At 71.7% G+C, this 24203-nt stretch carries 22 protein-coding genes; 13 read left to right on the forward strand and 9 right to left on the reverse strand.

What is annotated here, in order from left to right:
• Nucleotides 1–5: 5 nt before the first annotated feature.
• The 4 genes from ATL45_RS05065 to hrcA form a co-directional block, all read right to left on the reverse strand.
• Nucleotides 6–374, reverse strand: coding sequence for a histidine triad nucleotide-binding protein (locus tag ATL45_RS05065; protein WP_093152152.1), 369 nt, complete (start codon nucleotides 372–374; stop codon nucleotides 6–8).
• 405 nt (nucleotides 375–779) lie between these two features.
• Nucleotides 780–1523 (reverse strand): 16S rRNA (uracil(1498)-N(3))-methyltransferase, encoded by a 744-nt coding sequence (locus ATL45_RS05070; protein ID WP_093152154.1) that lies wholly within the window; start codon nucleotides 1521–1523, stop codon nucleotides 780–782.
• A gap of 65 nt (nucleotides 1524–1588) precedes the next feature.
• On the reverse strand, nucleotides 1589–2761 hold the full coding sequence (gene dnaJ, locus ATL45_RS05075) for a molecular chaperone DnaJ (RefSeq protein WP_093152157.1): 1173 nt from the start codon (nucleotides 2759–2761) through the stop codon (nucleotides 1589–1591).
• 58 nt (nucleotides 2762–2819) lie between these two features.
• Entirely contained in the window at nucleotides 2820–3842 is a 1023-nt protein-coding gene (gene hrcA / locus ATL45_RS05080) for a heat-inducible transcriptional repressor HrcA (protein ID WP_093152160.1), read from the reverse strand.
• Between the two features lie 167 nt (nucleotides 3843–4009).
• On the opposite strand from hrcA, the gene ATL45_RS05085 reads away from it, so the two are divergent.
• Entirely contained in the window at nucleotides 4010–4354 is a 345-nt protein-coding gene (locus ATL45_RS05085) for a type II toxin-antitoxin system VapB family antitoxin (RefSeq protein ID WP_246025173.1), read from the forward strand.
• Here the strand turns inward: ATL45_RS05085 and hemW are convergent.
• Entirely contained in the window at nucleotides 4344–5573 is a 1230-nt protein-coding gene (gene hemW / locus ATL45_RS05090; protein WP_093152162.1) for a radical SAM family heme chaperone HemW, read from the reverse strand. The genes ATL45_RS05085 and hemW overlap by 11 nt on opposite strands.
• A gap of 66 nt (nucleotides 5574–5639) precedes the next feature.
• On the opposite strand from hemW, the gene ATL45_RS40150 reads away from it, so the two are divergent.
• The 11 genes from ATL45_RS40150 to ATL45_RS05135 all read left to right on the forward strand — a co-directional run bounded on the left by ATL45_RS40150 (nucleotide 5640) and on the right by ATL45_RS05135 (nucleotide 20968).
• Nucleotides 5640–5732 carry a putative leader peptide gene (locus ATL45_RS40150; protein WP_342775243.1) on the forward strand — a complete coding sequence of 31 codons (93 nt, stop codon included), beginning with the start codon at nucleotides 5640–5642 and terminating at the stop codon, nucleotides 5730–5732.
• Nucleotides 5733–5840: 108 nt separating this feature from the next.
• A complete protein-coding gene (locus ATL45_RS05095; protein WP_093152165.1) occupies nucleotides 5841–7538 on the forward strand; it encodes a nitrite/sulfite reductase in 1698 nt (565 codons plus the stop codon).
• A complete protein-coding gene (locus ATL45_RS38725) occupies nucleotides 7535–7690 on the forward strand; it encodes a hypothetical protein (RefSeq protein WP_170210164.1) in 156 nt (51 codons plus the stop codon). Before ATL45_RS05095 ends, ATL45_RS38725 begins: the two co-directional genes overlap by 4 nt.
• Nucleotides 7687–8406 carry a phosphoadenylyl-sulfate reductase gene (locus ATL45_RS05100; protein ID WP_093152167.1) on the forward strand — a complete coding sequence of 240 codons (720 nt, stop codon included), beginning with the start codon at nucleotides 7687–7689 and terminating at the stop codon, nucleotides 8404–8406. The genes ATL45_RS38725 and ATL45_RS05100 overlap by 4 nt, the downstream gene beginning before the upstream one ends.
• Before the next feature lie 226 nt (nucleotides 8407–8632).
• Nucleotides 8633–9571 (forward strand): sulfate adenylyltransferase subunit CysD, encoded by a 939-nt coding sequence (gene cysD / locus ATL45_RS05105; protein WP_093152170.1) that lies wholly within the window; start codon nucleotides 8633–8635, stop codon nucleotides 9569–9571.
• A 293-nt stretch (nucleotides 9572–9864) separates the two neighbouring features.
• Nucleotides 9865–11202 (forward strand): sulfate adenylyltransferase subunit 1, encoded by a 1338-nt coding sequence (locus ATL45_RS05110; RefSeq protein ID WP_246025174.1) that lies wholly within the window; start codon nucleotides 9865–9867, stop codon nucleotides 11200–11202.
• The gene (locus ATL45_RS05115) at nucleotides 11199–11951 is read left to right on the forward strand and encodes a sirohydrochlorin chelatase (RefSeq protein ID WP_093152172.1); all 753 of its coding nucleotides are present in this window, start codon (nucleotides 11199–11201) and stop codon (nucleotides 11949–11951) included. Before ATL45_RS05110 ends, ATL45_RS05115 begins: the two co-directional genes overlap by 4 nt.
• Nucleotides 11952–12182: 231 nt before the next feature.
• A complete protein-coding gene (locus ATL45_RS05120; protein WP_093152175.1) occupies nucleotides 12183–12407 on the forward strand; it encodes a hypothetical protein in 225 nt (74 codons plus the stop codon).
• Between the two features lie 230 nt (nucleotides 12408–12637).
• A complete protein-coding gene (locus ATL45_RS05125) occupies nucleotides 12638–17497 on the forward strand; it encodes a type VII secretion system-associated protein (protein WP_093152177.1) in 4860 nt (1619 codons plus the stop codon).
• 5 nt (nucleotides 17498–17502) lie between these two features.
• A complete protein-coding gene (locus ATL45_RS05130; RefSeq protein ID WP_093152180.1) occupies nucleotides 17503–19869 on the forward strand; it encodes an ADP-ribosylglycohydrolase family protein in 2367 nt (788 codons plus the stop codon).
• Between the two features lie 322 nt (nucleotides 19870–20191).
• On the forward strand, nucleotides 20192–20968 hold the full coding sequence (locus ATL45_RS05135; protein ID WP_093152182.1) for an enoyl-CoA hydratase-related protein: 777 nt from the start codon (nucleotides 20192–20194) through the stop codon (nucleotides 20966–20968).
• Nucleotides 20969–20977: 9 nt separating this feature from the next.
• On the opposite strand, the gene ATL45_RS05140 is transcribed toward ATL45_RS05135, so the two are convergent.
• From ATL45_RS05140 to ATL45_RS05155, 4 genes are all read right to left on the reverse strand, one after another.
• Entirely contained in the window at nucleotides 20978–21571 is a 594-nt protein-coding gene (locus ATL45_RS05140) for a Uma2 family endonuclease (protein WP_246025175.1), read from the reverse strand.
• A 70-nt stretch (nucleotides 21572–21641) separates the two neighbouring features.
• A complete protein-coding gene (locus ATL45_RS05145) occupies nucleotides 21642–22010 on the reverse strand; it encodes a barstar family protein (RefSeq protein WP_235863484.1) in 369 nt (122 codons plus the stop codon).
• 50 nt (nucleotides 22011–22060) lie between these two features.
• Nucleotides 22061–22492, reverse strand: coding sequence for a guanyl-specific ribonuclease (locus tag ATL45_RS05150; RefSeq protein WP_093152190.1), 432 nt, complete (start codon nucleotides 22490–22492; stop codon nucleotides 22061–22063).
• The gene (locus ATL45_RS05155; protein WP_093152192.1) at nucleotides 22489–22728 is read right to left on the reverse strand and encodes a hypothetical protein; all 240 of its coding nucleotides are present in this window, start codon (nucleotides 22726–22728) and stop codon (nucleotides 22489–22491) included. The genes ATL45_RS05150 and ATL45_RS05155 overlap by 4 nt, the downstream gene beginning before the upstream one ends.
• Nucleotides 22729–22936: 208 nt before the next feature.
• Here ATL45_RS05155 and ATL45_RS05160 point away from each other — a divergent pair, with 208 nt between their 5' ends.
• Nucleotides 22937–24136 (forward strand): cytochrome P450, encoded by a 1200-nt coding sequence (locus ATL45_RS05160; RefSeq protein WP_093152195.1) that lies wholly within the window; start codon nucleotides 22937–22939, stop codon nucleotides 24134–24136.
• Nucleotides 24137–24203: the final 67 nt, after the last annotated feature.

Consider the following 24203-nt stretch of genomic DNA (forward strand, 5'->3'; position numbering starts at 1 on the left):
AACCACTAATGGGCTTTGAGCGGGCCGCCGGTGAGGCCGCCGAGGGGCTCACCGCCGAGCAGGTGCAGGTGCACGTGGAAGATCGTCTGCCCGGCGTCTTCGTTGGTGTTGAACAGCAGCCGGTAGCCGGACTCCTCGATGCCCTCCTGCGCGGCGATCTCGCGGGCCACGGTGATCAGCTCGGCGAGCAGCTCCGGGTCGGCGACGGCCAGTTCGGCGGCGTTGCGGTAGCGCTTCTTCGGCACCACGAGCACGTGCGTGGGGGCCTGCGGGTTGATGTCGCGGATGGCGATGACCCGCTCGTCCTCCCGCACGATGTCAGCGGGCACCTCGCGCTCGATGATCCGCAGGAACAGGGAATCCATGTCGCTCATGCCGGAAGACTAAATGCCTGTTGGTGGTTGCGTTGCCGAGGTGGGCCAAGCGGCTGCCACCACTTATAAGGCGCGGACAGCTTCGCTGACAGGTTCTTGGGGGTGCAGGCCCCGCCCCGGGTGGCGGTCGTACCCGGCACGCTGCGCCGCAACCGGGTCTGGGGGTATTCCCGTTTGCGGCGCAGCTCTCGCCGGACCGAGGGGGGAGGTGTCCGACGAGTGCTGGGGTCCGATGCCCCGTGCGGCACCGGTCGCGGCAGAGCCGCTATAACCAACTTTCACCACCGAGCGTAGCGTCCCGTCAACCGTTCGCGCTACGAGAACGAGAAAAGTTCTTGATCTTCTTCGTGCATCGTCACCGATCGAACACGAAACGGGCAATCCAGGCGATCCAGTCGCCCTTTTTCACGCCCAGCGGTCGGTGCGGACTCCGAGAGCGCCGAGGGCGACGGCGGCTGCGGTGGACGCGCGCAGGACCGTCGGCCCCAGCCGCACCACGTGCGCGCCGGCCTCGGTCAGCGCCGCGAGCTCCGCACCGGTGATGCCGCCCTCCGGGCCGACCACCAGCACCAGCTCGCCGGACTCCGGCAGCTCGACCGACGCCAGCGGCTCGGTCGCCGACTCGTGCAGCACCAGCGCCGCGTCCGCGCCGCCGACCAGCGCGGCGAGCTGCTTGGTGCTCACCGGCTCGGCCACCTCCGGCGTCCACGCCCGCCGCGCCTGCTTCGCCGCCTGCTCCGCCGTGCTGCGCCACCGCGCCAGCGCCTTCGCGCCGCGCGGGCCGTCGTCCCACTTCGCCACGCAGCGCGACGCCCGCCACGGCACGACCGCGTCGACACCGGCTTCGGTCGCCAGCTCCACCGCCAGCTCGCCGCGATCGCCCTTCACCAGGGCCTGCGCGAGCCGCACGCGGAGGGCCGGCTGCGGCTCCCGCCAGGTCTCGGCGACCGCGAGCTGCAGGGAGTCCTTGGCCGCGGCCACCACCTCGCAGCGGGCCATGCCGCCGCTGCGGTCGGAGAGCAGCAGCTGCTCCCCCGCCCGGAGCCGGCGCACGGTGGCCGCGTGCTTGCCCTCCGGCCCGTCCAGCGTGGCCGGGCCGACGCCGGGCAGCTGCTCGACGGTGAACACCGGCAGCGAGGATTCCGACACGTCGTCAGTCCTTGTTCGTGGGCCACCTGGCGCAGCGCCGCCAGGTGGCCGGGTCGGATCCGGGGTCAGCGGTTCCCGAAGGACCGGAACCGGGAGAACAGCCCGTGCCTGCTGCCGTTGCCGTTCGCGGTCACGGTCGGCTCCGGCTGCTCCTCACCGCGCAGCGCGGCGAGCTGGCGCAGCAGGTCCGCCTGCGCGTCGTCGAGCCGGGTCGGCACCACGACGTCCAGGTGCACGTGCAGGTCGCCGTGCCCGCTGACCTTGCCGTTGGAGCGCAGCTTCGGCAGGCCTCGACCGCTGAGCACGTGCTCGGTGCCGGGCTGCGTGCCGGGCTCGACGGTGAGCTCCTCCTGCCCGCCGTCGAGGGTCTCCAGCGTCAGCACGGTGCCCAGCGCGGCCGCGGTCATCGGCAGCTCGACGGTGCAGTGCAGGTCAGCGCCGTCGCGGGTGAACCGCTCGTGCGGCAGCTCCTCCACCTCGACGAACAGGTCGCCCGCCGGGCCGCCACCGGGCCCGACCTCGCCCTCGCCCGCCAGCCGGACCCGCATCCCGTCGCCGACGCCTGCCGGGATCTTGACGGTGATGGTGCGGCGCGCGCGGACCCGGCCGTCGCCGCTGCACTGCTGGCACGGGTCGGTGATGACCTCGCCGAAGCCGCGGCAGACCGGGCACGGGCGGGAGGTCATGACCTGGCCGAGGAACGACCGCTGCACCGACTGCACCTCGCCGCGGCCACCGCAGGTGTCGCAGGTCGAGGGCGCGCTGCCGGCCTTCGAGCCGCCGCCGTCGCAGGAGTCGCAGAGCACCGCCGTGTCGACGGTGATGTCCCGGTTGACGCCGCTGGCGCACTCCTCCAGCGTCATCTCCAGGCGCAGCAGGGCGTCCGAGCCCGGCTGGACCCTGCTGCGCGGGCCGCGCCCGCCGCCACCGGCACCGCCGCCGAAGAAGGCGTCCATGATGTCGCCGAGCCCGCCGAAACCGGCGAACGGATCGCCCATCCCGCCGCCGGCGCCGCCGCCGTTGCCCAGCGGGTCACCGCCGAGGTCGACGACCTGCCGCTTCTTCGGGTCGGACAGCACCTCGTAGGCGGTGGTCACCTCGCTGAACCGCTCCTGCGCGGCCTCGTCGGGGTTGACGTCCGGGTGCAATTCCCTCGCGAGCTTGCGGTACGCCCGCTTGATCTGCTCGGGCGTCGCGTCCCTGGACACGCCGAGAGTCGCGTAGTAGTCCCTGGCCACCTTCTCCGTACTTCCTCTGCTCGATCAACGAGTACACGCCGGTCCGGCTGGTGAAGCGTCACCGACCGACCAGGATCTCACCCACGTACCGGGCGACCGCCCGCACCGCCGCCATCGTGCCCGGATAGTCCATCCGGGTCGGCCCGACGACACCGAGGCCCCCCAGCACCATGCCATCTGAACCGTAACCGGTCGAAATCACCGAGGTCGTCTGCATCTCCTTGGCCTCGTTCTCCATCCCGATGCTGACCCGGACGGTGCCGGAGTCACGGGAGGCGGCGAGCAGCTTGAGCACCACCACCTGTTCCTCCAGCGCCTCCATCACCTGGCGCAGCGAGTTGGGGAAGTCGGCGACGTTGGCGGTGAGGTTCGGGGTGCCGCCGAGCACCATCCGCTCCTCCGGGTGCTCCACCAGCGAGTCGATGAGCACGCTGCACACCCGCACCAGCGCGTCGCGCAGCTCCGCGGGTGCCTGCTCGGGCAGCTCGGCCACCGCCGCGGAGGCGTCGGCGAGCCGCTTCTCCGCCATCGTGGAGTTGAGCACGTTGCGCAGCCGCGCCACGTCGTCGTCGGTGATGACGTCGCCCAGGTCGACCATCCGCTGGTCGACGCGCCCGGTGTTGGTGATCAGCACCAGCATCAGGCGGGCCGGGGTGATGGTGACGACTTCGACGTGCCGCACGGTGGAGCGGGTCAGCGTCGGGTACTGGACGACGGCGACCTGGTGGGTGAGCTGGGCCAGCAGCCGCACGCTGCGCCGCATCACGTCGTCGAGGTCCAGCGCGCCTTCCAGGAAGGTGTGGATGGCGCGGCGTTCGGCGCTGGTCAGCGGCTTGATGTCGTGCAGCCGGTCGACGAACAAGCGGTAGCCCTTGTCGGTGGGCACCCGTCCGGCGCTGGTGTGCGGCTGGACGATGAACCCGTCCTCCTCCAGCGCCGCCATGTCGTTGCGGACCGTTGCGCTGGACACGCCGAGGTTGTGGCGGTCGACGAGCGCCTTCGACCCGACCGGCTCCTTGGTCGAGACGTAGTCCGCGACGATCGCCCGCAGGACCTCGAACCGGCGTTCATCCGCGTTCACCCCGCGCCACCTCCTCCTGCACCAGCAGCAGCACCTGCCCAGCCCGATGCGCCCAGGCCCGGCCCGGGTCACACCGACGAGTTTACGGTGTTGTCCGCCCAGGACCGAGCGCCGCAGGTCGGCACGGGTAGCCTGCCGGATGGCCGAGCGCCTGGCGGTCCCGGGCGATGAGCCTGCCGTTCGCCAGGAGGTACCAGCACGTGATCTTCAAGGACGTCCGCGAGGGCCGGCCGTATCCGGAGCTCCGGATGTCCCTGCGGGACTGGGCCGCGGTGCCGCCGCGGCCGGTGCGGATGGAGGAACTGGTCACCACGACCAAGGTCCTGCACCTGGATCGCCTGCTGAGCCCGGACTCGACCTTCTTCGGCGACCTGTTCCCGCACGTGGTCGCCTGGCGCGGCGAGCTGTTCCTGGAGGACGGCCTGCACCGGGCCCTCCGGGCGGCCCTCCACCAGCGAACGGTCCTGCACGCCCGGGTCCTCGACCTGGGCGTGCGGTCCGTCACGCGATGAGGCGCTGGACCACTCCGTCGGCGAGCAGGCGGCCCCGGTCGGTGAGCACGCAGCGGCCTCGCGCCAGCGCTTCCCGGTCCAGGAGGCCGTCGGCCACCGCTTGCTTGGCCGCGAGGGTTCCGGATTCGTCGAGGGCCGTCACCGGAAGTCCTTCTGCCACGCGGAGTTCCAGCATGATCCGCTCGATGCGCTGGTCCTCGGCGCTCAGCCGCTCGCGGCCCGCCGCCGGGGAGTCGCCTTGCGCCAGCAGGGCCGCGTAGCGGGCCGGGTGCTTGACGTTCCACCAGCGGACTCCGCCGACGTGGCTGTGCGCGCCCGGTCCGGCGCCCCACCAGTCGCCGCCCTGCCAGTAGCCGAGGTTGTGCCTGCAGGCCGCCGCGTCGTCGCTCGCCCAGTTGGAGACCTCGTACCAGCTCAAGCCGATCTCGGCGAGCGTCCGGTCGATGAGCTCGTAGCGGTCGGCGAGCACGTCGTCGTCGGGCATCGGCAGTTCGCCGCGGCGAACCTTGCGGGCCATCGCGGTGCCGTCCTCCACGATCAGCGCGTACGCCGAGACGTGGTCCACGCCGGTGCTCAGCACCGCCTCCAGCGAGCGGCGCAGGTCGTCGTCGGTCTCCCCCGGAGTGCCGTAGATCAGGTCGAGGTTGACGTGCTCGAAGCCGGCCGCGCGCGCCTCGCGGGCCGCCGCCACCGCGCGTCCCGGCGTGTGCCGGCGCTCCAGGATCCGCAGCACGTGCTCGGCGGCCGACTGCATGCCGAGCGAAACACGCGTGTAACCGGCGGAGCGGATGGTGGCGAAGAACTCCGGCGAGGTCGACTCCGGGTTGGACTCGGTGGTGACTTCCGCCGCATCCGCCAGCCCGAAGGTGTCGCGGATCGCATCCAGGACCTCGCCGAGGCGCTGCGCGCCGAGCAGCGACGGGGTGCCTCCGCCGACGAACACCGTCTGCGCCGCGGGCACCAGCGCGCCCTCCGCCGACAGGACCCGCGCGCCCAGCTCCAGCTCGGCCCGCAAACCGTCCAGCCAGCTGCCGAAACTCGCCGATGAACCCAGCTCATCGGCGGTGTAGGTGTTGAAGTCGCAATACCCGCAGCGGGTCGCGCAGAACGGCACGTGGACGTACACCCCGAAGGGCCGCGAACCGAGTCCGGTCAGGGCCTCGGGCGGCAGGGTTCCGTCGGCCGGAGCGGGTTCGCCGGTGGGCAGTTGAGCAGGCACAGCACCACTGTCTCACCATTCGGATGGCCCTGGACCGGCCGGTGGGCGCGTGGCACGCTCCTTCACATGGGCGCAACATTGCCGAGGCTTCTGCTGGTCGCCCGCCGCTACGTGGACCTGCGGCGGGTCTCCAGCGCGCTCTGCCGCGCCATGGATTGATCCCGCGCTGCTGCACTGTCCAGTCGGCGCCGGGGCGCCGGGCAGTGCGATCCGTCACCGACGGGGATGACACGCGGCGCCGCCGCGCCCGAATCCCGGAGGTCGGACATGGTCCCCCCGACGGAAGCTGCCACCCGGCCCGCCCGCAAGCGCAAGACCCGCGGTGAGGGCCAGTGGGCGCTCGGCTACCGCGAACCGCTGAATCCCAACGAGCGCTCCAAGAAGGACGACAACCCGCTCAACGTCCGGCAGCGCATCGAGACGATCTACGCCCACGGCGGTTTCGACTCGATCGACCCGGCGGACCTGCGCGGCAGGTTCCGGTGGTGGGGCCTGTACACCCAGCGCGCACCGGGCATCCCGGGCGCGCGCACCGGCACGATCGAGCCCGAGGAGCTCGACGACCGCTACTTCATGCTGCGGGTGCGCGTCGACGGCGGGGCGCTGACCACCGAGCAGCTGCGCACCATCGGTGAGATCTCGCAGACCTACGCGCGCGACACCGCCGACATCACCGACCGGCAGAACATCCAGCTGCACTGGGTGCGGGTGGAGGACGTGCCGACGATCTGGCAGAAGCTGGAGAGCGTCGGGCTGTCCACCACCGAGGCCTGCGGCGACTGCCCGCGCGTGGTGCTCGGCTCGCCGGTGGCCGGGATCGCCGCCGACGAGATCGTCGACGCCACCCCGGCGATCGCCGAGATCGCCGAGAAGTACATCGGCGACCGGTCGCTGTCGAACCTGCCGCGCAAGTTCAAGACCGCCATCAGCGGTTCGCCGCGCTGGGACACCGTGCCGGAGATCAACGACATCTCGCTGGTCGGCGTGGTGCACCCGGAGCACGGCCCCGGTTTCGACCTGTGGGTCGGCGGCGGCCTGTCCACCAACCCGAAGCTGGCCGTGCGGCTGGGCGCCTGGGTTCCGCTGAGCGAGGCCGCCGAGGTGTGGCGCGCGGTGGTGGAGATCTTCCGCGACTACGGCTACCGGCGGCTGCGGCACCGGGCGCGGCTGAAGTTCCTGGTCAGCGACTGGGGTCCGGAGAAGTTCCGGCAGGTGCTGGAGGACGAGTACCTGGGCCGCAAGCTGATCGACGGCCCGGCGCCGGAGACGCCGACCGGGTACCGCGACCACATCGGGGTGCACCCGCAGGCCGACGGCAACTTCTACGTCGGCGCGAAGTCGCAGGCCGGGCGGGTCAGCGGTTCGACGCTGGTGGAGGTGGCCAAGGCCGCCGAGCGCGTCGGGTCGCGGCGGGTGCGCACCACCGTGGAGCAGAACCTGCTCGTGCTGGACGTCGCTCAGTCCGAAGTGGACGGACTGGTCGCGGATCTCGGCGAGCTGGGGCTGCAGGCCGATCCGTCGCCGTGGCGGCGCAACGTGATCGCCTGCACCGGCATCGAGTTCTGCAAGCTGGCCATCGTGGAGACCAAGGAGCGGGCGATCGCCCTGGTCCACGACCTGGAGAAGCGGCTGGCCGACATCCAGGGCGACATCGCCGACCCGGTGACGATCAACCTCAACGGCTGCCCGAACGCCTGCGCCCGCACCCAGGTCGCCGACATCGGTCTGAAGGGCCAGCTGGTGCCCGACGGCGACGGCAACCAGGTGGAGGGATTCCAGGTGCACCTGGGCGGCGGGCTCGGCGTCGACGCCGGGTTCGGCCGCAAGATCCGCGGCCACAAGGTCACCTCGGCCGCGCTCGGCGACTACGTGGAACGCCTGGTCAGGAACTACCTGGCGCAGCGCGGCGACGGCGAGCGCTTCGCGCAGTGGGTCGCCAGGGCCGACGAGGACGACCTCAAGTGAGCCGGGCGACGCCGTTCTACTGCCCGTACTGCGGAGACGAGGACCTGACGCCCGAGGCCGAACCGGCCGGGGCGTGGAAGTGCCAGTCGTGCCAGCGGGTCTTCGCGGTGCGGCTCATCGGGCTTGCCCTGGGAGGGAACGAACGACGATGACTGCCGACACCACCACGAACATCGGCACCCGGCGCGGCGACGACGAGCTGCGCGCTCTGGTCGAGGCTTCCGACCTGGCCGAGGCCAGCGCGGAAGAGGCGCTGCGCTGGGCCGCGGAGAACTTCGGCGACAGCCTGATCGTCGCCTCGAACATGCAGGACGCGGTGCTGGTCGACCTGGCCGCCAAGGCCAAGCCCGGCGTGGACGTCCTGTTCCTGGAGACCGGCTACCACTTCGCCGAGACCATCGGCACCCGCGACGCCGTGGCGCAGGTCTACGACGTCACGATCGTCGACGCGCTCCCGGAGCGGACCGTCGCCGAGCAGGACGCTGCCGAGGGCCCGCGGCTGCACGAGCGGGACCCGAACCGCTGCTGCTTCCTGCGCAAGGTGGTGCCGCTGCGCAACACCCTGGCCCGCTACGAGGCGTGGGTGACCGGCGTGCGGCGGGTGGAGGCGCCGACGCGCGCGAACACCCCGGTCGTCACCTGGGACGAGCGCAACGGGCTGGTCAAGATCAACCCGCTGGCGGCCTGGTCCGACGAGGACATGCAGCGCTACATCGACGAGCACGGCGTGCTGGTGAACCCGCTGGTGGGCGCCGGTTATCCGTCGATCGGCTGCCAGCCGTGCACGGCCAAGCCCGCGCCGGGCGCCGACCCCCGCAGCGGTCGCTGGGCGGGCAGCGCCAAGACCGAGTGCGGACTGCACGGCTGAAAAACATGTATCCCGACTCGTTTTGCGCAGCGGTGCCGGTAGCGGAACCTCAGCGCCCGCCTGGACTGCGGGTGCCCGGCTTTATGTATGCCAATACACGGCAGCCGGGCCGTCCTCGCCAGGCGGACGCTGAGAACCCGCGGCGGTGCGAGCGCCGAGGGTGGGCTAAGCGGCTTCGCCGCTTCAAAGACAAGGACAACGCAGCCCCAGAACCCTGGGAGGGGACATGACCGCGATCGATGCCGAGGTCGAATTGCCGGGTGACGCGCCGCCGCAGGTGGACAACCTGGACGCGCTGGAGTCCGAGGCGATCCACATCTTCCGCGAGGTCGCCGGGGAGTTCGACCGGCCGGTGATCCTGTTCTCCGGGGGCAAGGACTCGACGGTGCTGGTGCACCTGGCGCTCAAGGCCTTCCGGCCGGCGCCGGTGCCGTTCCCGCTGCTGCACGTCGACACCGGGCACAACTTCCCGGAGGTGCTGGCGTTCCGCGACGAGATCGCCGAGCGGCACGACCTGCGCCTGGTGGTCGCCTCGGTGCAGGACTACCTCGACGACGGCCGGCTGCAGGAGCGCCCGGACGGCACCCGCAACCCGCTGCAGACCACGCCGCTGCTGGACGCGATCGGCGACAACAGGTTCGACGCGGTCTTCGGCGGCGGTCGCCGCGACGAGGAGCGGGCGCGTGCGAAGGAGCGGATCTTCAGCCTGCGCAACGCGTTCGGCCAGTGGGACCCGCGACGCCAGCGCCCCGAGCTGTGGAACCTCTACAACGGCAGGCACCGCCCGGGCGAGCACGTGCGGGTGTTCCCGCTGTCGAACTGGACCGAGCTGGACATCTGGCGCTACATCCAGCGGGAGAAGATCGAGCTCCCGGACATCTACTACGCGCACCGCCGCGAGGTGTACCAGCGCGACGGCATGTGGCTGACCTCCGGCCCGTGGGGCGGGCCGCGCGAGGGCGAGGTGCCCGCGCTCAAGACGGTCCGGTACCGCACGGTCGGCGACGGTTCCTGCACCGGCGCGGTGGAGTCCGAGGCGTACACAGTGGACGACGTGATCGCCGAGGTCGCGGCCAGCCGCCTCACCGAGCGCGGCGCGACCCGCGCGGACGACCGGATCTCGGAAGCGGCGATGGAAGACCGCAAGCGCGAGGGCTACTTCTGACAAGAAGGGTGTGGACTCATTTTGCGTAGCGGTGCCGGTAGCGGAACCTCAGCGCCCGCCTGGACTGCGGGTGCCCGACCTTATGTATGCCAATACACGGCAGTCGGGCCGTCCTCGCCAGGCGAACGCTGAGAACCCGCGGCGGTGCAAGCGCCGTAGGTGGGCTAAACACCTCCGGCGTTTCAAAGACAAAGACCAAACCACGCTCAAGGACGGGCTCTGATGTCGTGAGCGGTCATGTCGCTCCGCCGACGACCACCGATCACGCCCCGGAAACAGGAATGGGTTCCCGAATGACCGAGACCACGACCCGCACCGCGCCGGACAGCGGCACCGAGGTGACCCTGCCGGTGCAGACCGACCTGCTCCGGCTGGCCACCGCCGGCTCCGTAGACGACGGCAAGAGCACCCTGGTCGGGCGGCTGCTGCACGACACCAAGTCGGTGCTGGCCGACCAGCTCGACGCCGTGCACCGCGCCAGCGCCGACCGCGGCCTGGCCACGCCGGACCTGTCGCTGCTGGTCGACGGGCTGCGCGCGGAGCGCGAGCAGGGCATCACCATCGACGTGGCCTACCGCTACTTCGCCACCCCGAAGCGCTCCTTCGTGCTGGCCGACACGCCCGGCCACGTCCAGTACACCCGGAACACCGTCACCGGCGCTTCGACCGCGCAGCTGGCGGTGCTGCTGGTGGACGCGCGCAACGGCGTCGTCGAGCAGACCCGGCGGCACGCGGCGGTGCTGGCGCTGCTGGGCGTGCCGCAGCTGGTGCTGGCGGTGAACAAGATCGACATGGTCGACTTCGACGAGGCGGTGTTCACCCGCATCGCCACCGAGTTCGCCGAGCACGCCCGCGCGCTGGGCTACCAGGACGACGCCGTGGTGACCATCCCGGTGTCGGCGCTGCTCGGCGACAACGTGGTGGAGCACTCGGCGAACACGCCGTGGTACGAGGGCCCGTCGCTGCTGGAGCACCTGGAGCGCGTGCCGGTCGCGCCGGACCCGCACGACGCGCCGTTCCGGCTTCCGGTGCAGTACGTGATCCGCCCGCGCACCGCCGAGCACCCGGACTACCGGGGCTACGCGGGCCAGGTGGCGGCGGGCGTCGTCGCCGAGGGCGACGAGGTCGTCGTGCTGCCCGCCGGGGTGCGCACGCGGGTGTCCAAGGTGGACACCCCGAACGGCCCGAAGCCGCGCGCCGCCGCCGGCCACTCGATCACCCTGCTGCTGGCCGACGACGTCGACATCTCGCGCGGCGACCTGATCGCCGCCGCCGACACCGCTCCGGAGCTCACCGACGAGCTCGACGCCACGGTGTGCTGGCTGGCGGAGAAACCGCTGAAGCCGGGCGCGAAGGTGCTGGTCAAGCACGGCACGCGCACCGCGCAGGCGATCGTCACCGAGCTGTCGGCCCGCTTCGACGAGCAGCGTCTGTCCAGCGTGGACGCTCCGGATTCGCTGCAGCTCAACGAGATCGGCCGGGTGCAGCTGCGCACCTCGGAACCGCTGCCGGTGGACACCTACGCGGCCAGCCGCCGCACCGGCTCCTTCCTGGTGATCGACCCCGCCGACGGCACCACGCTGGCCGCCGGCCTGATCGGGGTGCCGCTGGCACCGTTCGCGGCGCGATGACCGCACCGCTGGTGGCCGTCGCCCACGGCAGCCGCGACCCGCGCTCGGCCGCGACCATCCACGCCCTGCTGGACGTGGTGCGCGCGAAGCGCCCGGACCTCGACGTGCGCGTGGCGTTCCTGGACCTGTCGGCACCGCGCCTGGGCGACGTGCTCAGCGCGGTGCACGGCGACGGCCACGACACGGCAGTGGTCGTCCCGCTCCTGCTCGGCCGCGCGTTCCACGCCCGCGTGGACGTCCCGGCGGCCGTGGCCGAGGCCCAGCGCCGCTACCCGCGCCTCCAGGTCCGCGTGTCCGACGTCCTGGGCCCGGACCCGCGCCTGGACGCCGCGGCCTGGCGACGCCTGCTCGAAGCCGGAGCGGATCCCGAGGACCCGGAACTCGGCGTCCTGCTGGCCGCCGCGGGCTCCTCGCACGCCCCGGCCAACCAGCTGGTCGCCGACGTCGCCGAGCGCTGGCAGGAGAAGACGTCCTGGGCAGGAGCGGTGGCGACCTTCGCGGCGGCGGCCGAACCAGCGGTCCCGGCGGCCATCGAGCAACTCCGAGCCCGCGGCGCCCGCCGGATCGCGGTCGCCTCCTGGTTCCTGGCCCCCGGCCTCCTCCCCGACCGCATCACCGCCCAAGCCCGCGCCCAAGCCCGGAACCCCCTGATCGCCACCCCGATGGCCGACGACGAAGACCTGGCGGACCTGATCATCACCCGCCACGCCGAAGCCCTCGGAGCTCCGCACCTGTCCGTCGCCCTGTAACCCGGTCGGCTCCAGCATGAAGGTGCTCGACCACTCCTCCGGGTGAGCGGGTTCGGCCGAAAAGACGTGCAGCTGAGCAAAAGACGACAACTCGGGTCGGGTGGGCAACGTCCGGGGCATGATGGCGCTCGTGTCCACCAGCTGGGTACACGATGACCGGCAGCGACCCGGAACACCCCGACATCCCAGGTCGCTGCCGGACCCGTCTTCGCAGCCTCCCGCGAGCGCCGCGTGATCCCGCAACCGCACCTGATCGCGCGAGTGCGCCCCGAGTTCGCCCGCGGCGAGCGGGACATGTGCTGCCACTTCTTCCCGCTGCCCGCGGAAGGCGTCGTGCCCGAGGTGCTGCGCGCCTACTGCGGGTTCGACATCCACCCCGGCGAGGCCGAATCCCTGGAGGAGCCCGCCGGCATGCCCTGCCTCGGTTGCCTGATGGCCGCCGTGCTGCCCTCCTGAACCCGCGAGTCGGGCAAAAAGGGCTGATCACCCGTTAACGGTGAGTTGTTCTTCCGAACACTAAACTTCACCCCATGTGGTCATGAGAGAGTTTGATATCAGTGTCTGGACGGGGAACCGGCCGCTCCCTGTGTCCGTCGGATCCGCCAGACCCGCGCTATCGAGTGACCGCCGTGGTGTGGGGGCGATCAATGCAAGGCTGGATGAGGAGTCGGGGACAACAGCGCGAGATGAACACGACGCAGCAGCCGAATCGACCGGTCATCACGCCCGCGATGCGGGAACAGGCCACCAAGCAGCCCAACACCTGGTTGTACGTGGTCGACCCGATCTTCACCGATCCGAACGCCGAGGTGCCGCCGTGGGGCTTCATCGGCGGCTACCGGGTCGACGAGCAGGGCGAGATCACCGACGACTTCTCCCCCAACCCGAACTACCGACCGTCGCCGGTCGCGCTGCGGCTGCCCGCGCCGACCAACGACGTCGAACGCGCCCTCCAGCTGACCACCACCGGCTACGCGCAGGGCCACGCGCTGCTGACCGCGATGCTCGACGCCGAGCTGATCCTGTTCGCCCAGCCGCAGGGCACCGGCCTGTTCACGATGGAGCACGAGTCCGGGCGCAGGCAGCTGCAGGTGTTCACCTCCGAGAACTTCCTGCCGCCCAACTGGACGAGCTGGCAGCGGATGACCGGCCGCCAGCTGGCCGGGCACAACCCGGCGGGCATCGACATCCAGGTGAACCCGACCAGCCCGGTCAAGGCCCGGCTGCCCGCCGAGGACCTGGTCAAGGCCGCCGCCGCGGTGCCGCCGAAGCCCGGCAGCGCCCCGGTGCCCTCGCCCGCGACCGGCACCCCGGTGATCGCGCCGCCGTCCCCGCCCACCGGCACGCCGGTGCCGCCCGGGGCAGCCGCCGCGCCGGTGGAGCCGCCCGCGCCGACGGCGATCGACCCGACCGAGACGGAGTTCGGCCGCCGCTTCATCGGATCGGTGCTGGCCGGGGCGATCGGGGACGCGCTGGGCGCACCGGTGGAGTTCTACCCGGTGGACCAGATCCGCAGCCGCTTCGGCGCGATGGGCGTCACCGAGTACGACCGCACCGGTGACCAGCCCGGCGAGTTCACCGACGACACCCAGATGGCGCTGTTCACCCTGGAAGGCCTGATCCGCGGCCACATCGCGGTCCGGGCCGGGGCCAGCAGCCCGCTGTCGGCGATCCAGCTGGCCTACCAGCGCTGGTTGCACACCCAGGGCTACGCGTGGATGCGGGCGGCCGGGCCGTTCGCCATCAGCCACCCCAAACCGAACGGCTGGCTGGTCGAGCAGCACGAGCTGTTCGCGGTGCGCTCGCCGAACAGCAGCTGCATCACCGCGCTGCGCGAGTTCGCCTCGGTCGGCGCGCCCGGCACCTTCGAGCGGCCGATCAACGACTCGCCCGACTGCGGCGGCGTGGTGCGCGCCGCCCCGGTGGCGCTGTGGGCCGAGGACCCGAAGCAGGTCTTCGAGCTCGCCGCCGCGACCGCGGCGCTGACCTACTCGCAGCCCAACGGCTACCTGCCCGCCGGCGTGCTCGCGGTGATCGTCCACCAGCTGCTGCGCGAGGCGACGCTGGAGGACGCGGTGCGGCACGCCCGCGAGCTGCTGGTCCAGTACGCCGACCACGAGGACACCGACCGCGCGCTGCAGGCCGCCGAAGACCTCGCCAAGCAGGGAAAACCGAGCCCCGAGCAGCTCAAGGACACGCTCGGCGGCGGCTGGGCCGGGCACGAGGCGCTGGCGATCGCGGTCTGCGCGGCGCTGAGCACCGACAGCATCGCCGCCGCGCTGATGGTGGCGGTCAACCACTCCGGCGACAGCGACTCCACAGGCGCGATCTGCGGCAACATCGTCGGCGCCCGCTACGGCGCGCCCGCGCTGCCCGGCGTGTGGCTGCGCGACCTCAAGCAGCGCGAGATCGCCGAGACCCTCGCCAAGGACGCGCTGCTGGAGTTCGGCCCGACGCCGCCGAGCGGCGACGCCTGGACGGCGCGCTACCCGGCGGCCAAGGACGTCTCCGACCTTGAGTTCGCCTCGGCGCTGCCGCTGGCCTCGGAGAAGCCCGCCGCTCCGGTCGCCGAGCCGGAAGAACCGGTCGCCGCTGCCGAGGAGTCCCCGGTCGACGAGGTGACCACGTCGATCAGCGAGGAACAGCTGGCGGCGGCCGCCGAGGGCATCGCGGCTGCTCCGGCCGCCGAAGAAGCCCCGGCCACCGAAGAACCCGCAGTCGCCGAAGAACCTCCGGCGGACCCGGTCGCCGAAGAGGAACCCGAGCCGGTCGCCGAAGAAGAACCCGCTGCTGATCCGGTCGCCGAGGAGGCCCCGGAGCCGGAGATCGCCGACGAGCCGAGCCCCGAGCAGGACGCTCCGGCCGTCGACCCAGCGGAGTTGCACGCGCAGCGGATCTTCGGCTTCCTGCTCGGCGGCGCCGCAGGCGACGCCCTCGGCTACCCGATCGAGGACGACTCGCTGCAGGACATCCGCCGCAAGTACGGCTCGGGCGGGCTGACCGACTTCGTCGACGCGCACCGCCCCGGCGGTTCGGTCAGCGACGAGACCCAGATGACGCTGTTCACCCTGGAAGGCCTGATCCGGGCGAGCATCCGGCGACGGCTGTTCGGCGAGAACGAACCGGCCACCCAGGTCCAGCACGCCTACCAGCGCTGGCTGCACACCCAGGGCTTCGACTGGAAGGAGGCCGGCGGCCCGCTGGCCACCACGCCGCCGGACGGCTGGCTGATCCGGCAGAAGGGCCTGTTCGTCCGCCGCGCGCCGGGCACCACGTGCATACAGGCGCTGCACGGCTACGCCAACGGCAAACCGCAGGGCTCGTTCAGCAACCGGCTCAACGACTCCAAGGGCTGCGGCGGCGTGATGCGGGCGGCCCCGGCCGCGCTGTGGTCGTCCGATCCCACCGAGGTGTTCCAGGTCGGGGCGATGACCGCGGTGCTCACGCACGGCAACCCGAGCGGCTACCTGCCCGCCGGTGCGCTGGCGGTGATCGTCCAGCAGCTGCTGGACGGCCGCTCGCTGCCCGAAGCGGTGGACGGCGCGCTCACCCAGCTGTCCACTTGGGACGGTCACGAGGAGACGTCGGCGGCGCTGCGCGCGGCCGTCGAGCTCGCCGAGGGCGACCCGAGCCCGGAGCAGCTCCAGGAGGCCCTCGGCGACGGCTGGTTCGGCGAGCAGGCGTTGGCGATCGCGGTGTGCGCGGCGCTGGCCCACCCGCAGTCGTTCGCCGATGCGGTCGTGCTGGCCGCCAACCACTCCGGCGACAGCGACTCCACCGCAGCGATCTGCGGCAACATCATGGGCGCCGCGCTCACCGCGGAGGCGATCCCGCAGACCTGGCGGGACAAGCTGGAGCTGCGCGAGGTCATCGAGCAGCTGGCCACCGACGCGATCCGCGAGTTCGGCCCGAACCCGCCGCGCGATGCCGACTGGCTGGACCGCTACCCGATCGGGAGCGCCGAACCGGTCGTCACCGAACCGGCACCTGCCGAACCGGTCGTCGCGGAACCGGCGCCCGTCCAACCAGTCGTCGCCGAACGCGTTGTCGCCGAACCGGCACCCGCCGAACCGGCCGTCGCGGCACCGGCCGTCGCGGCACCGGCACCCGCCGGAGTTCCGGCTCCCGCAGCCGTCGAGGAGCACGTGGTCGCCGAACCCCAGCCCGAGGCCGTCGCCGAGCAGCCCACCCCCGCCGAGCCCGAGCCCGCGCCCGAACCTGCGCCTGACCCGGTCCCGGAACCGCCCGCGGCCGAACCGGTCGACGACGCCGACGACGGGCTCTCCGACGAGGAGCTGCGGCTGCTCATGGCCTGGCGGAAGTTCCGCGACAACGAGGACGGCACCTCCGCGGATCTCACCCAGGACCTGCACAAGCTGCTCGTCGAGGCCTTCGGCCCGGAACGCGCGGCGCAGCTGATCGGCGAGGCCACCGAGATCGGCGAAGAGCCCGAGCTGGTCGCCGAGACCCAGGTCCAGCTCGGCCGCGACGAGCGGGTGGCGGGCTGCGTGCTGGGCACCGCGGTCGGCGACGCGCTCGGCGCGCCGTGGATGTTCGCCGACCTGAGCACGATCCTGCGCGAGAACCCGGAAGGCGTCCGGACCATGGCCGAGGCGTTCGGCACCCGGGCGGCGGCGACCGCGCACGGCCAGCAGACCGCGTTCGTCCTGGAAGGCCTCATCCGCAGCCGCATCCGCTCGGTGCTGCGCGGGGTCAGCGCGCACTGGCCGTCGATGGTGCGCGGAACCCTGCTGCACTGGATGCACACGCAGGGCGTGAAGCTGCGCAGCGGCGTCTTCCAGCTCGGCGTGCTCGCCGAGACCGAGGTCCTGCACGCGCAGCGGTTCCCGGACGAGGCGACGCTGACCGCGCTGGCCCGCTCCTCCGACCGCCGCGAGGTCCCGACGCCGAGCAACCCGCCGAACTCGGCGCGCACCGCCGCAGCCGCGGTGCGCGGCGCCGCGGTCGGCTTCGAGTTCACCTCGCCGCAGGACGCGATCATCCACGGCGCGGAGATCGCCGCGGTCACCCACGGCCACCCGGACGGCTACCTGTCCGCCGGTGCGCTGGCCGGGCTGGTGTGCTCGCTGAACAACGGGCAGACCCTGATCGACGCGGTGCACTCGGTGCTCGCCGAGCTCGACCAGATGGAGGTCGCGGAGAGCATCACGCAGGGACTGCGCTCGGCGATCGAGATCGTCGGCAGCGGGCCGGTCTCGCCGACCCGCTTCGAGGAGCTGGGCCTGGGCTGGCACGCACCGGAGGCGCTGGCGATCGCCGTCGCCTCGGCGCTGGCGCACCCGAACTCCTTCGCCGACGCGGTCTCGCTGGCAGCCACCCACTCCGGCAACACCGCGGCCAGCGCGGCCATCTGCGGCAGCCTGCTCGGCGCCGCCCGCGGCACCGAGCAGATCCCCGCCGACTGGTTCGAGGAGCTCGAACTGCGGGAGGTCCTCACCCAGCTGATCACCGACGAGCAGCGGGCCCGCACCGAGATCTTCACCGACCAGCCGGTGCCCGACTGGGCGCAGCGCTACCTCGGATAGCCCGCGTGGACGAATCCCGGTTGGACGACTCGGAACGAGCACTGCTGGCCGCCTGGCGCGCGGCGCGCGCCGGTGAGCGGCACCGCGACCCGGTGGAGCAGCGGCTGCTGGAGACCTGGCGGCAGTGGCGGGAACGGCCCGCCACCCGGCCGCTGTGGGCGGCGGCCCTGCAGCACCGGCTCGGCGACGAGTCACCACCGGTTCCAGCCACCGGGCTGGCCGACCGCGACGGCCCGCTGCCCGAAGCCCCCGGCCGCGTGCTCGGCATGCTGCTGGGCGGCGCGGTGGGCGAGTTCGTCGCCCTCGGCGAGGTCGGGCACCGCACAGGTGCGCTGCTCTTCGCGCTGGAAGGACTGATCCGCGCGCACACGCAGGCGCGCGCGTCCGGCGACGGCGAACCGCTCGGCTTCGCGCTCAGCGGTCTGCGCCGCTGGATGCACACCCGAGGTGTCCCGTGGCAGGACTGCGGGACCGACATCGCGCACCCGAACGGCTGGCTGGTCCGGGAACGGCTGCTCCACTCCCCGCGCACCGACGAACCGACGATGCTCACCGCGCTGGCGCGCGTCGCCGCCGGGCACGCTCCCGGATCGCGGAAGCAGCCCATCAACAGCTCGGACTCGGCCACCGCCGTGCCGCTGGGCGCGCTCGCAGCGCTGTGGTCGGGCGATCCGGGCACCGTCTTCGCGCTGGGCGGCGACCTCGCCGCGCTCACCCACGGACACGTCAAGGGGCACAGCCCGGCCAGCGTCCTCGCCACCGCGATGCTGTGGCTGCTGCGCGGCAACTCGTTGGAAACCTCGCTGCGGCAAGGGATTTCAGGGTGGCAGTCGGCCCGCACCACCCTCTCGCACGCGTTGCGCCTCGGGCTCGTCAGCCCGGCAGGCTCCCACCCGGGCCCGGCGAACCTGGACGCCATGCAGTCCGGCCGCAGCGGACTGGCCGCCCTGGCCATCGCGATGCGCGTGGCCCTGGCCTGCGAGGACGACTTCGCCGCGGCCGTCCGCTCGGCGAGCGATCACAGCGGCGACACCGCCAGCTCCGCGATGCTGTGCGGGCAGCTGCTCGGTGCGCTGCACGGCCCGACCGCGATCCCCGCGGAACTGCTCGACGAGCTGCCTATCACCTCGCTGGTCGAGCGGATCGCCGGTGATGCGGCGACGGAGTTCGGGCCCTACCCGGACGAGTCCGACGGCTGGGAGTTCCGCTACCCGACCACCGACACCGCCGAGCCCGCACCGTCCACAACGGACTACCGCACCGGGCTGACCGCGGTGCCCCGGCTGGCCGCGTCCCGCGACCGGTTCCTGGGCGCGGTGCTGGGCTGCGCGGTCGGCGAAGCCCTCGGCATCCCGGTGGCCGCGGACAACTGGGACGAGATCCGGTCCCGGCACGGCGCGGAGGGCCTGACCGGCTACGTCCCCGCCGGGCACCCCTCCGGCCGCCTCGGCAGCGACACCCAGCTGCTGCTGTTCTCGCTGGAAGGCACGATCCGGGCCAACATCAGCCGCCGGGCCACCGGCACCACCGACCCGACCCGGCACATCCAGCACGCCTACCAGCGCTGGCTGCACACCCAGCACCTGAGCTGGCCGCGCGCGGCGGGCGAATTCCTGCGCGGCACGCCCGAACCGGACGGCTGGCTGGTCAAGCAGCGCGCGCTGTTCCAGACCCGCAACCCGGGCCGGACGATGATGCGCACGCTGATCGCCTTCGCCAAGGGCCAGCAGCCGATGGGCACCCCGGAACAGCCGGCCAGCGACTCGGCGGGCAGCAGCGCGATCATGCGCGCGGTGCCTGCGGCGCTGTGGAGCAGCGATCCGGCCGAGGTGTTCGACGTCGGCATGCGCACCGCGGCGCTGACCCACGGCCACCCGACGGCCCGCCTCAGCGCGGGCGCGCTGGCCTTCCTGGTGTCGCGGCTGCTCGCCGGCGAACCGCTGGCGGCCGCGGTGGACGACGTGCTGGGCCAGCTCGCCCCGCACTCCGGGCACGACGAGGTCACGCGCCGGATCGGCACCGCGGTCCGCCTGGCGCGCGAGGGCCGGGTGCCGCCGGAGGACCTGGAGCGCAGCCTCGGAACCGGCTCGACGGCGGCGGAATCCCTGGCCATCGGTCTGTACGCGGCGCTGATCAGCGACGGGGACTTCGACGCCGCGCTGCCGGTGGCGGTGAACCACTCGGGCAACAGCGCGACCACCGGAGCGGTCTGCGGAAGCCTGGTGGGCGCGGTGGCCGGGGCCCGGCGCATCCCGGAGCGCTGGACGGCGGAGCTGGAGCTGCACGAGGTGATCGAACGCCTCGCCCACGACGCGGTCCTGGAGTTCGGCCCCCGCCCGCCCGCCTGGGCCGACCGCTACCCGCCGACCTGACCAGTGCGACGTGGATCCTCGTCGTCTTGGTCGATGTCCGCAGCGCGACGATCAACGCCCCCAGGCCGAGGAGCGGCCGCATGCGCCGTAGGCGCATAACCCACCTCCGCAACTCGCACCGCCGCGGGTTCTCAGGGGTTTCCTGGCGAGGACGGCCCAGCCGCCGTGTATTGGTCATACATAAGGCTGGGCACCCGCAGTCCAGGGAACCCCTGAGGTTCCGCTACCCGCACCGTCACGCAAGACGAGCCTGGAAGACAGGGAAACCGGTGCGACGTGGATCACTGGCCGGTGTGTGGTTAGCGCGGTTAACGTGCCTGTCATGGATGAACTCGTGCACCTCGCGGTGGCCGACGGCGTCGCCACGATCACCCTGGACTCGCCGCACAACCGCAACGCCCTTTCCACCCAGCTGCGCCGGGAGCTGCGGGAGCACCTGACGACCGCGATCGCCGACGACGCGGTGCGCGTGATCGTCCTGGACCACACCGGGCCGGTGTTCTGCGCCGGGATGGACCTCAAGGAATCGCGCTCGGCCGACGCCGAGAACCAGGGCGTGCAGGAGTTCCCGGCGATCCTGCAGCAGATCTGGACCAGCCCGAAGCCGATCGTGGCCAAGCTCGCCGGACCGGCCCGCGCCGGTGGGGTGGGCATCATCGCGGCCTGCGACATCGCCGTCTCGGTGGACACCGCCACCTTCGCGTTCTCCGAGGTGCGCATCGGCGTGGTGCCCGCGGTGATCTCGGTGACCGTGCTGCCCCGGCTGACCACCCGCCAGGCGCACGAGCTGTTCCTCACCGGCGAGACCTTCGACGCCCGCCGCGCCGCCGACATCGGCCTGATCAACTCCGCGGTGCCCGCCGACGGCCTCGACGCGGAGGTCAAGCGCTACGCGGACATGCTCGCCCTCGGCGCCCCGAAGGCCCTCGCCGCGACCAAGGAGATGCTGACCGCCCAGCGCCCGGCGGCGATGACCGAGGCGTTCGACCAGATGCTGGAGCTCTCGGCCGAGTACTTCGCGGGCGAAGAAGGACAGGAAGGCATGCGGGCCTTCGCCGAGAAGCGCAAGCCCTCCTGGGTCCCAGACGCCCTGAGGTGACCTGAAGACTCAGTCGCCTTCGCCACCGATCCGATCCCGCCAATCATCGTCATCGCAGAGCAACCAATGCGGAACGATCCTGATCGGGAACGGGAAGTCGGTGGTGAAGGTGTCTTCTCCGATCACCTGCTGCACGTTGCGGAAGGCACCGTCACTGAGTCGAAACTCGATGATTCCCGGCTCATCTGGCGCAGGCGTCACGATCCAGTAAGCCTGGATGCCGAACTCGGCGTACTCGCGATGCTTCGTGTGGTGGTCACGAAGAACGCTCTCCGGTGACACGACTTCGATGGCGAGCAGCGGAGGTCGTGTCAAGTACGGAAATTCCGCTGCGTCAGAGTGGATCACGGAGAGGTCGGGAATGCGGTGGTGTCGCCGATTCCCGTTGAAGTTGTAACCCGCACCTTGCAGGACCTTGTACCCCTTCGGCGCATTGTTGCCGAGGTGCAGGTGCAATCGGCTCTCGGTGTCCGAATGCCTGAATACTGGCGAAGGAGACACGTCAAGCCTCCCGTCGACCAGCTCGTAGCGGCGCCCGTCGTCGGGTAGCTGCTTCAGGTCGTCGACGGTCATCGGCTCGTGCTCGTCCGTCCAACTGCTCACGACACTCATACTGCCTCCTGTTCTGCACAGCAGCCAGTATTGCGACGGGCGGGTTTTCCCGATCGAGCGATCAGCGCTCGGTGAGCACCGAGGTGAAGGTCCGGCCGCAGATCGGGTGCTCCGCCGCGTCGCGCAGAACCGCCTTGATCCGGCCGAAGGCCTTCGGGTCGTGCGCGGCCAGGGTCTGGGCGCCCGACCAGATCAGCACGTGCTCGCCCTCGGACAGCCAGGACAGGTCGGTCAGGCAGTCGTAGAGGGCGTCGAGGTTGCGGCCGGTCCACTCCGGGAAGTTCAGCACCGCCGCGATGCCTTCCAGCGTGGTGCGCTTGCTGGTCAGGTCCGAACCGTCGAGGACGTGCGCGGTCGCCCCGCGCTCCTCGGCTTCTCGCGCGGCCTCGCGCGCCGTGATGTCGGCGGAGGGCATTTCCACCTCGCTCACCGGCTGCTCCTTCCGCACCCTGCTGGCCCATTTAGTCGCAAACATCGCACTCAACCCGTGATGTCGACAACCACGAAAGACTCGTAGTGATCGCTGGTGTAGTAAAGCTCAGAACGGTCGCCGGTGACCAGCCGTCGGGCTCCTCGATCTCGGGAACCCGGCGTCGGCACGGTGTACTCGTGGTAGTAGCCCGCCTTCTCGTCGGGCAGGACGCCCTCCCGGTTGCCGAAGACCGTGCCGTCCTTGTGCGGGTACGGGAACGGCCCGCCGCTCTGGATCAGCTTCCAGGTCTGGCCGGCTTCCGGCGGTAGCGCGGACAGCTCCTGGATCGGCAGGCCGGATTCGGCGCCGGGAACCGCCGCGGCGGGCTGGCTGCCAGCCGGCGGGGCGTCGGTGACGGCGTAGTCGCGGACGAACCACCCGATGACGACCAGGGCGATGAGCCCGATCAGCGCGGTCGAGATGCGCCTGCGCGAGGTCACGCCGTCTCCTTCCGGCCCCGGGCGGATTTGCCGTCGCGGCGGCCGACCGGGGGCTCGGCGTCGCGAACGCGGGTGAGCTTCGCGCCCAAACCGTCGATGCCACGGTCGATCACGCGAGCCAGGCCCCAGCACAGCGGCAGCAGCACGGCGAAGACCAGTGCCACCTGCAGCGGGTAGGGCAGCTGCACGAGCCACAGCTCGACGCCGTCGTACCACTCGACAAGCCACTCCAACACAAGGCGCCAGGGTACGCCCGGCCCGGCGGGCCGCTGCGGCACCCCGCCCGATCGGGACGAGCGGCACTCCGCACGAAATGTCCGACCCGAGCCAACTCGCGCCATCATGGCTTGATCTGGCACCAAAGTGGTGCCATTCTTATGCCATGCGGGGCCGGAGAGGGGTCCGGCCCCGCTCCGAACTTCCGCCCAGCAGAGGGGAAATCCCATGACGACGACGCTCGCCGAACGGTGGGGCATCGACCAGAAGCACTTCTGGATGCACGGGGAGCAGCCCGCGCAACCGGTGCGCTTCGACGAGGCGAGGCAGCTGTGGGCCGTCTCCGGCTACCAGGAGGCGGTCCAGGTCATCGGCGACCCGGAGCGGTTCTCCTCGAACCTCCTGCCGCTGATGCCGATGGAGGTCGACCCGGCGATCACCGACGGCAACCTGATCCAGATGGACCCGCCGGACCACCGCGAGCTGCGCACCCTGGTCAGCCACGCGTTCACGCGGAAGGTGGTGGCCGATCTCGAACCGCGGATCGCGGAGGTCACCGGCGAACTGCTCGACGCGCTCGCCGAGCAGGACCGGTTCGACCTGGTCACCGGCCTCGCCTATCCGCTGCCCGTGATCGTCATAGCCGAGCTTCTGGGCGTTCCCGCGAGCGACCAGGAGCTGTTCAAGAAGTGGGCGGACGGGCTGTTCGCCAACCAGTCCGAGTTCTCGCTGAACGAGGACGACCTGGCTGCGCAGGAAGCCGACGTGGCGGGGAAGGAGCAGCCCGCGGCGGAGATGGGCGAGTACCTGCTGGCGCACGCCGCCGAGCGGCGGCGCAAGCCCAGGGCGGACCTGCTGACCAAGCTGGTCGAGGCGGAGGTCGACGGCAAGGGCCTCACGGACGCCCAGCTGGCCAACTTCGCGAGCCTGCTGCTGCTCGCCGGGCACGTCACCACCACGATGCTGCTGGGCAACACCGTGCTCTGCCTGGACGCGCACCCGGACCAGCTGGCGCGGGTGCGAGCCGACCGCGCGCTGCTGCCCGGCGCGATCGAGGAGTCGGTGCGCTTCATGACCCCGTTCACCGCGCTCTACCGGGCGACCACCACCGAGGTGGAGATCGGCGGCCGGCGGATCCCGGAGAAGCAGATCGTCACGGTGCAGCTCGCGGCGGCGAACCGGGACGAGCGCCAGTGGGCCGACCCGATGACCTTCGACATCACCCGCGACCCGAACCCGCACCTGGGATTCGGCCGGGGCATCCACTTCTGCCTCGGCGCACCGCTGGCCAGGCTGGAGGGCCGCGTCGCGCTGAACCTGCTGCTGGACCGCTTCCCGGCGCTGCGCACGGACCCGACGGCACCGCTGAAGTTCATGCCGTCCCCGGACGCGATGGGCGTCAGCGAGCTGACGCTGCTGACGTCGTGAGCGGGTGAGGCGGGCGAGTCCCGTTGGGCAGGTGGGTCCGTGAGTGGTTCGGGCGCTATGGCACCCC

The organism is Saccharopolyspora antimicrobica (assembly GCF_003635025.1).
Classification (GTDB): domain Bacteria; phylum Actinomycetota; class Actinomycetes; order Mycobacteriales; family Pseudonocardiaceae; genus Saccharopolyspora; species Saccharopolyspora antimicrobica.

What these genes read in the sequence shown, in the direction of transcription:
- ATL45_RS05135 (WP_093152182.1), top strand. Translation starts at nt 20,192, where the DNA reads ATGGATGAACTCGTGCACCTCGCGGTGGCCGACGGCGTCGCCACGATC.
- ATL45_RS05085 (WP_246025173.1), top strand. Translation starts at nt 4,010, where the DNA reads ATGAGCCTGCCGTTCGCCAGGAGGTACCAGCACGTGATCTTCAAGGAC.
- ATL45_RS05160 (WP_093152195.1), top strand. Translation starts at nt 22,937, where the DNA reads ATGACGACGACGCTCGCCGAACGGTGGGGCATCGACCAGAAGCACTTC.
- ATL45_RS05125 (WP_093152177.1), top strand. Translation starts at nt 12,638, where the DNA reads ATGAACACGACGCAGCAGCCGAATCGACCGGTCATCACGCCCGCGATG.
- cysD (WP_093152170.1), top strand. Translation starts at nt 8,633, where the DNA reads ATGACCGCGATCGATGCCGAGGTCGAATTGCCGGGTGACGCGCCGCCG.
- ATL45_RS05115 (WP_093152172.1), top strand. Translation starts at nt 11,199, where the DNA reads ATGACCGCACCGCTGGTGGCCGTCGCCCACGGCAGCCGCGACCCGCGC.
- ATL45_RS05100 (WP_093152167.1), top strand. Translation starts at nt 7,687, where the DNA reads ATGACTGCCGACACCACCACGAACATCGGCACCCGGCGCGGCGACGAC.
- ATL45_RS05110 (WP_246025174.1), top strand. Translation starts at nt 9,865, where the DNA reads ATGACCGAGACCACGACCCGCACCGCGCCGGACAGCGGCACCGAGGTG.
- ATL45_RS05065 (WP_093152152.1), bottom strand. Translation starts at nt 374, where the DNA reads ATGAGCGACATGGATTCCCTGTTCCTGCGGATCATCGAGCGCGAGGTG.
- ATL45_RS05095 (WP_093152165.1), top strand. Translation starts at nt 5,841, where the DNA reads ATGGTCCCCCCGACGGAAGCTGCCACCCGGCCCGCCCGCAAGCGCAAG.
- ATL45_RS40150 (WP_342775243.1), top strand. Translation starts at nt 5,640, where the DNA reads ATGGGCGCAACATTGCCGAGGCTTCTGCTGGTCGCCCGCCGCTACGTG.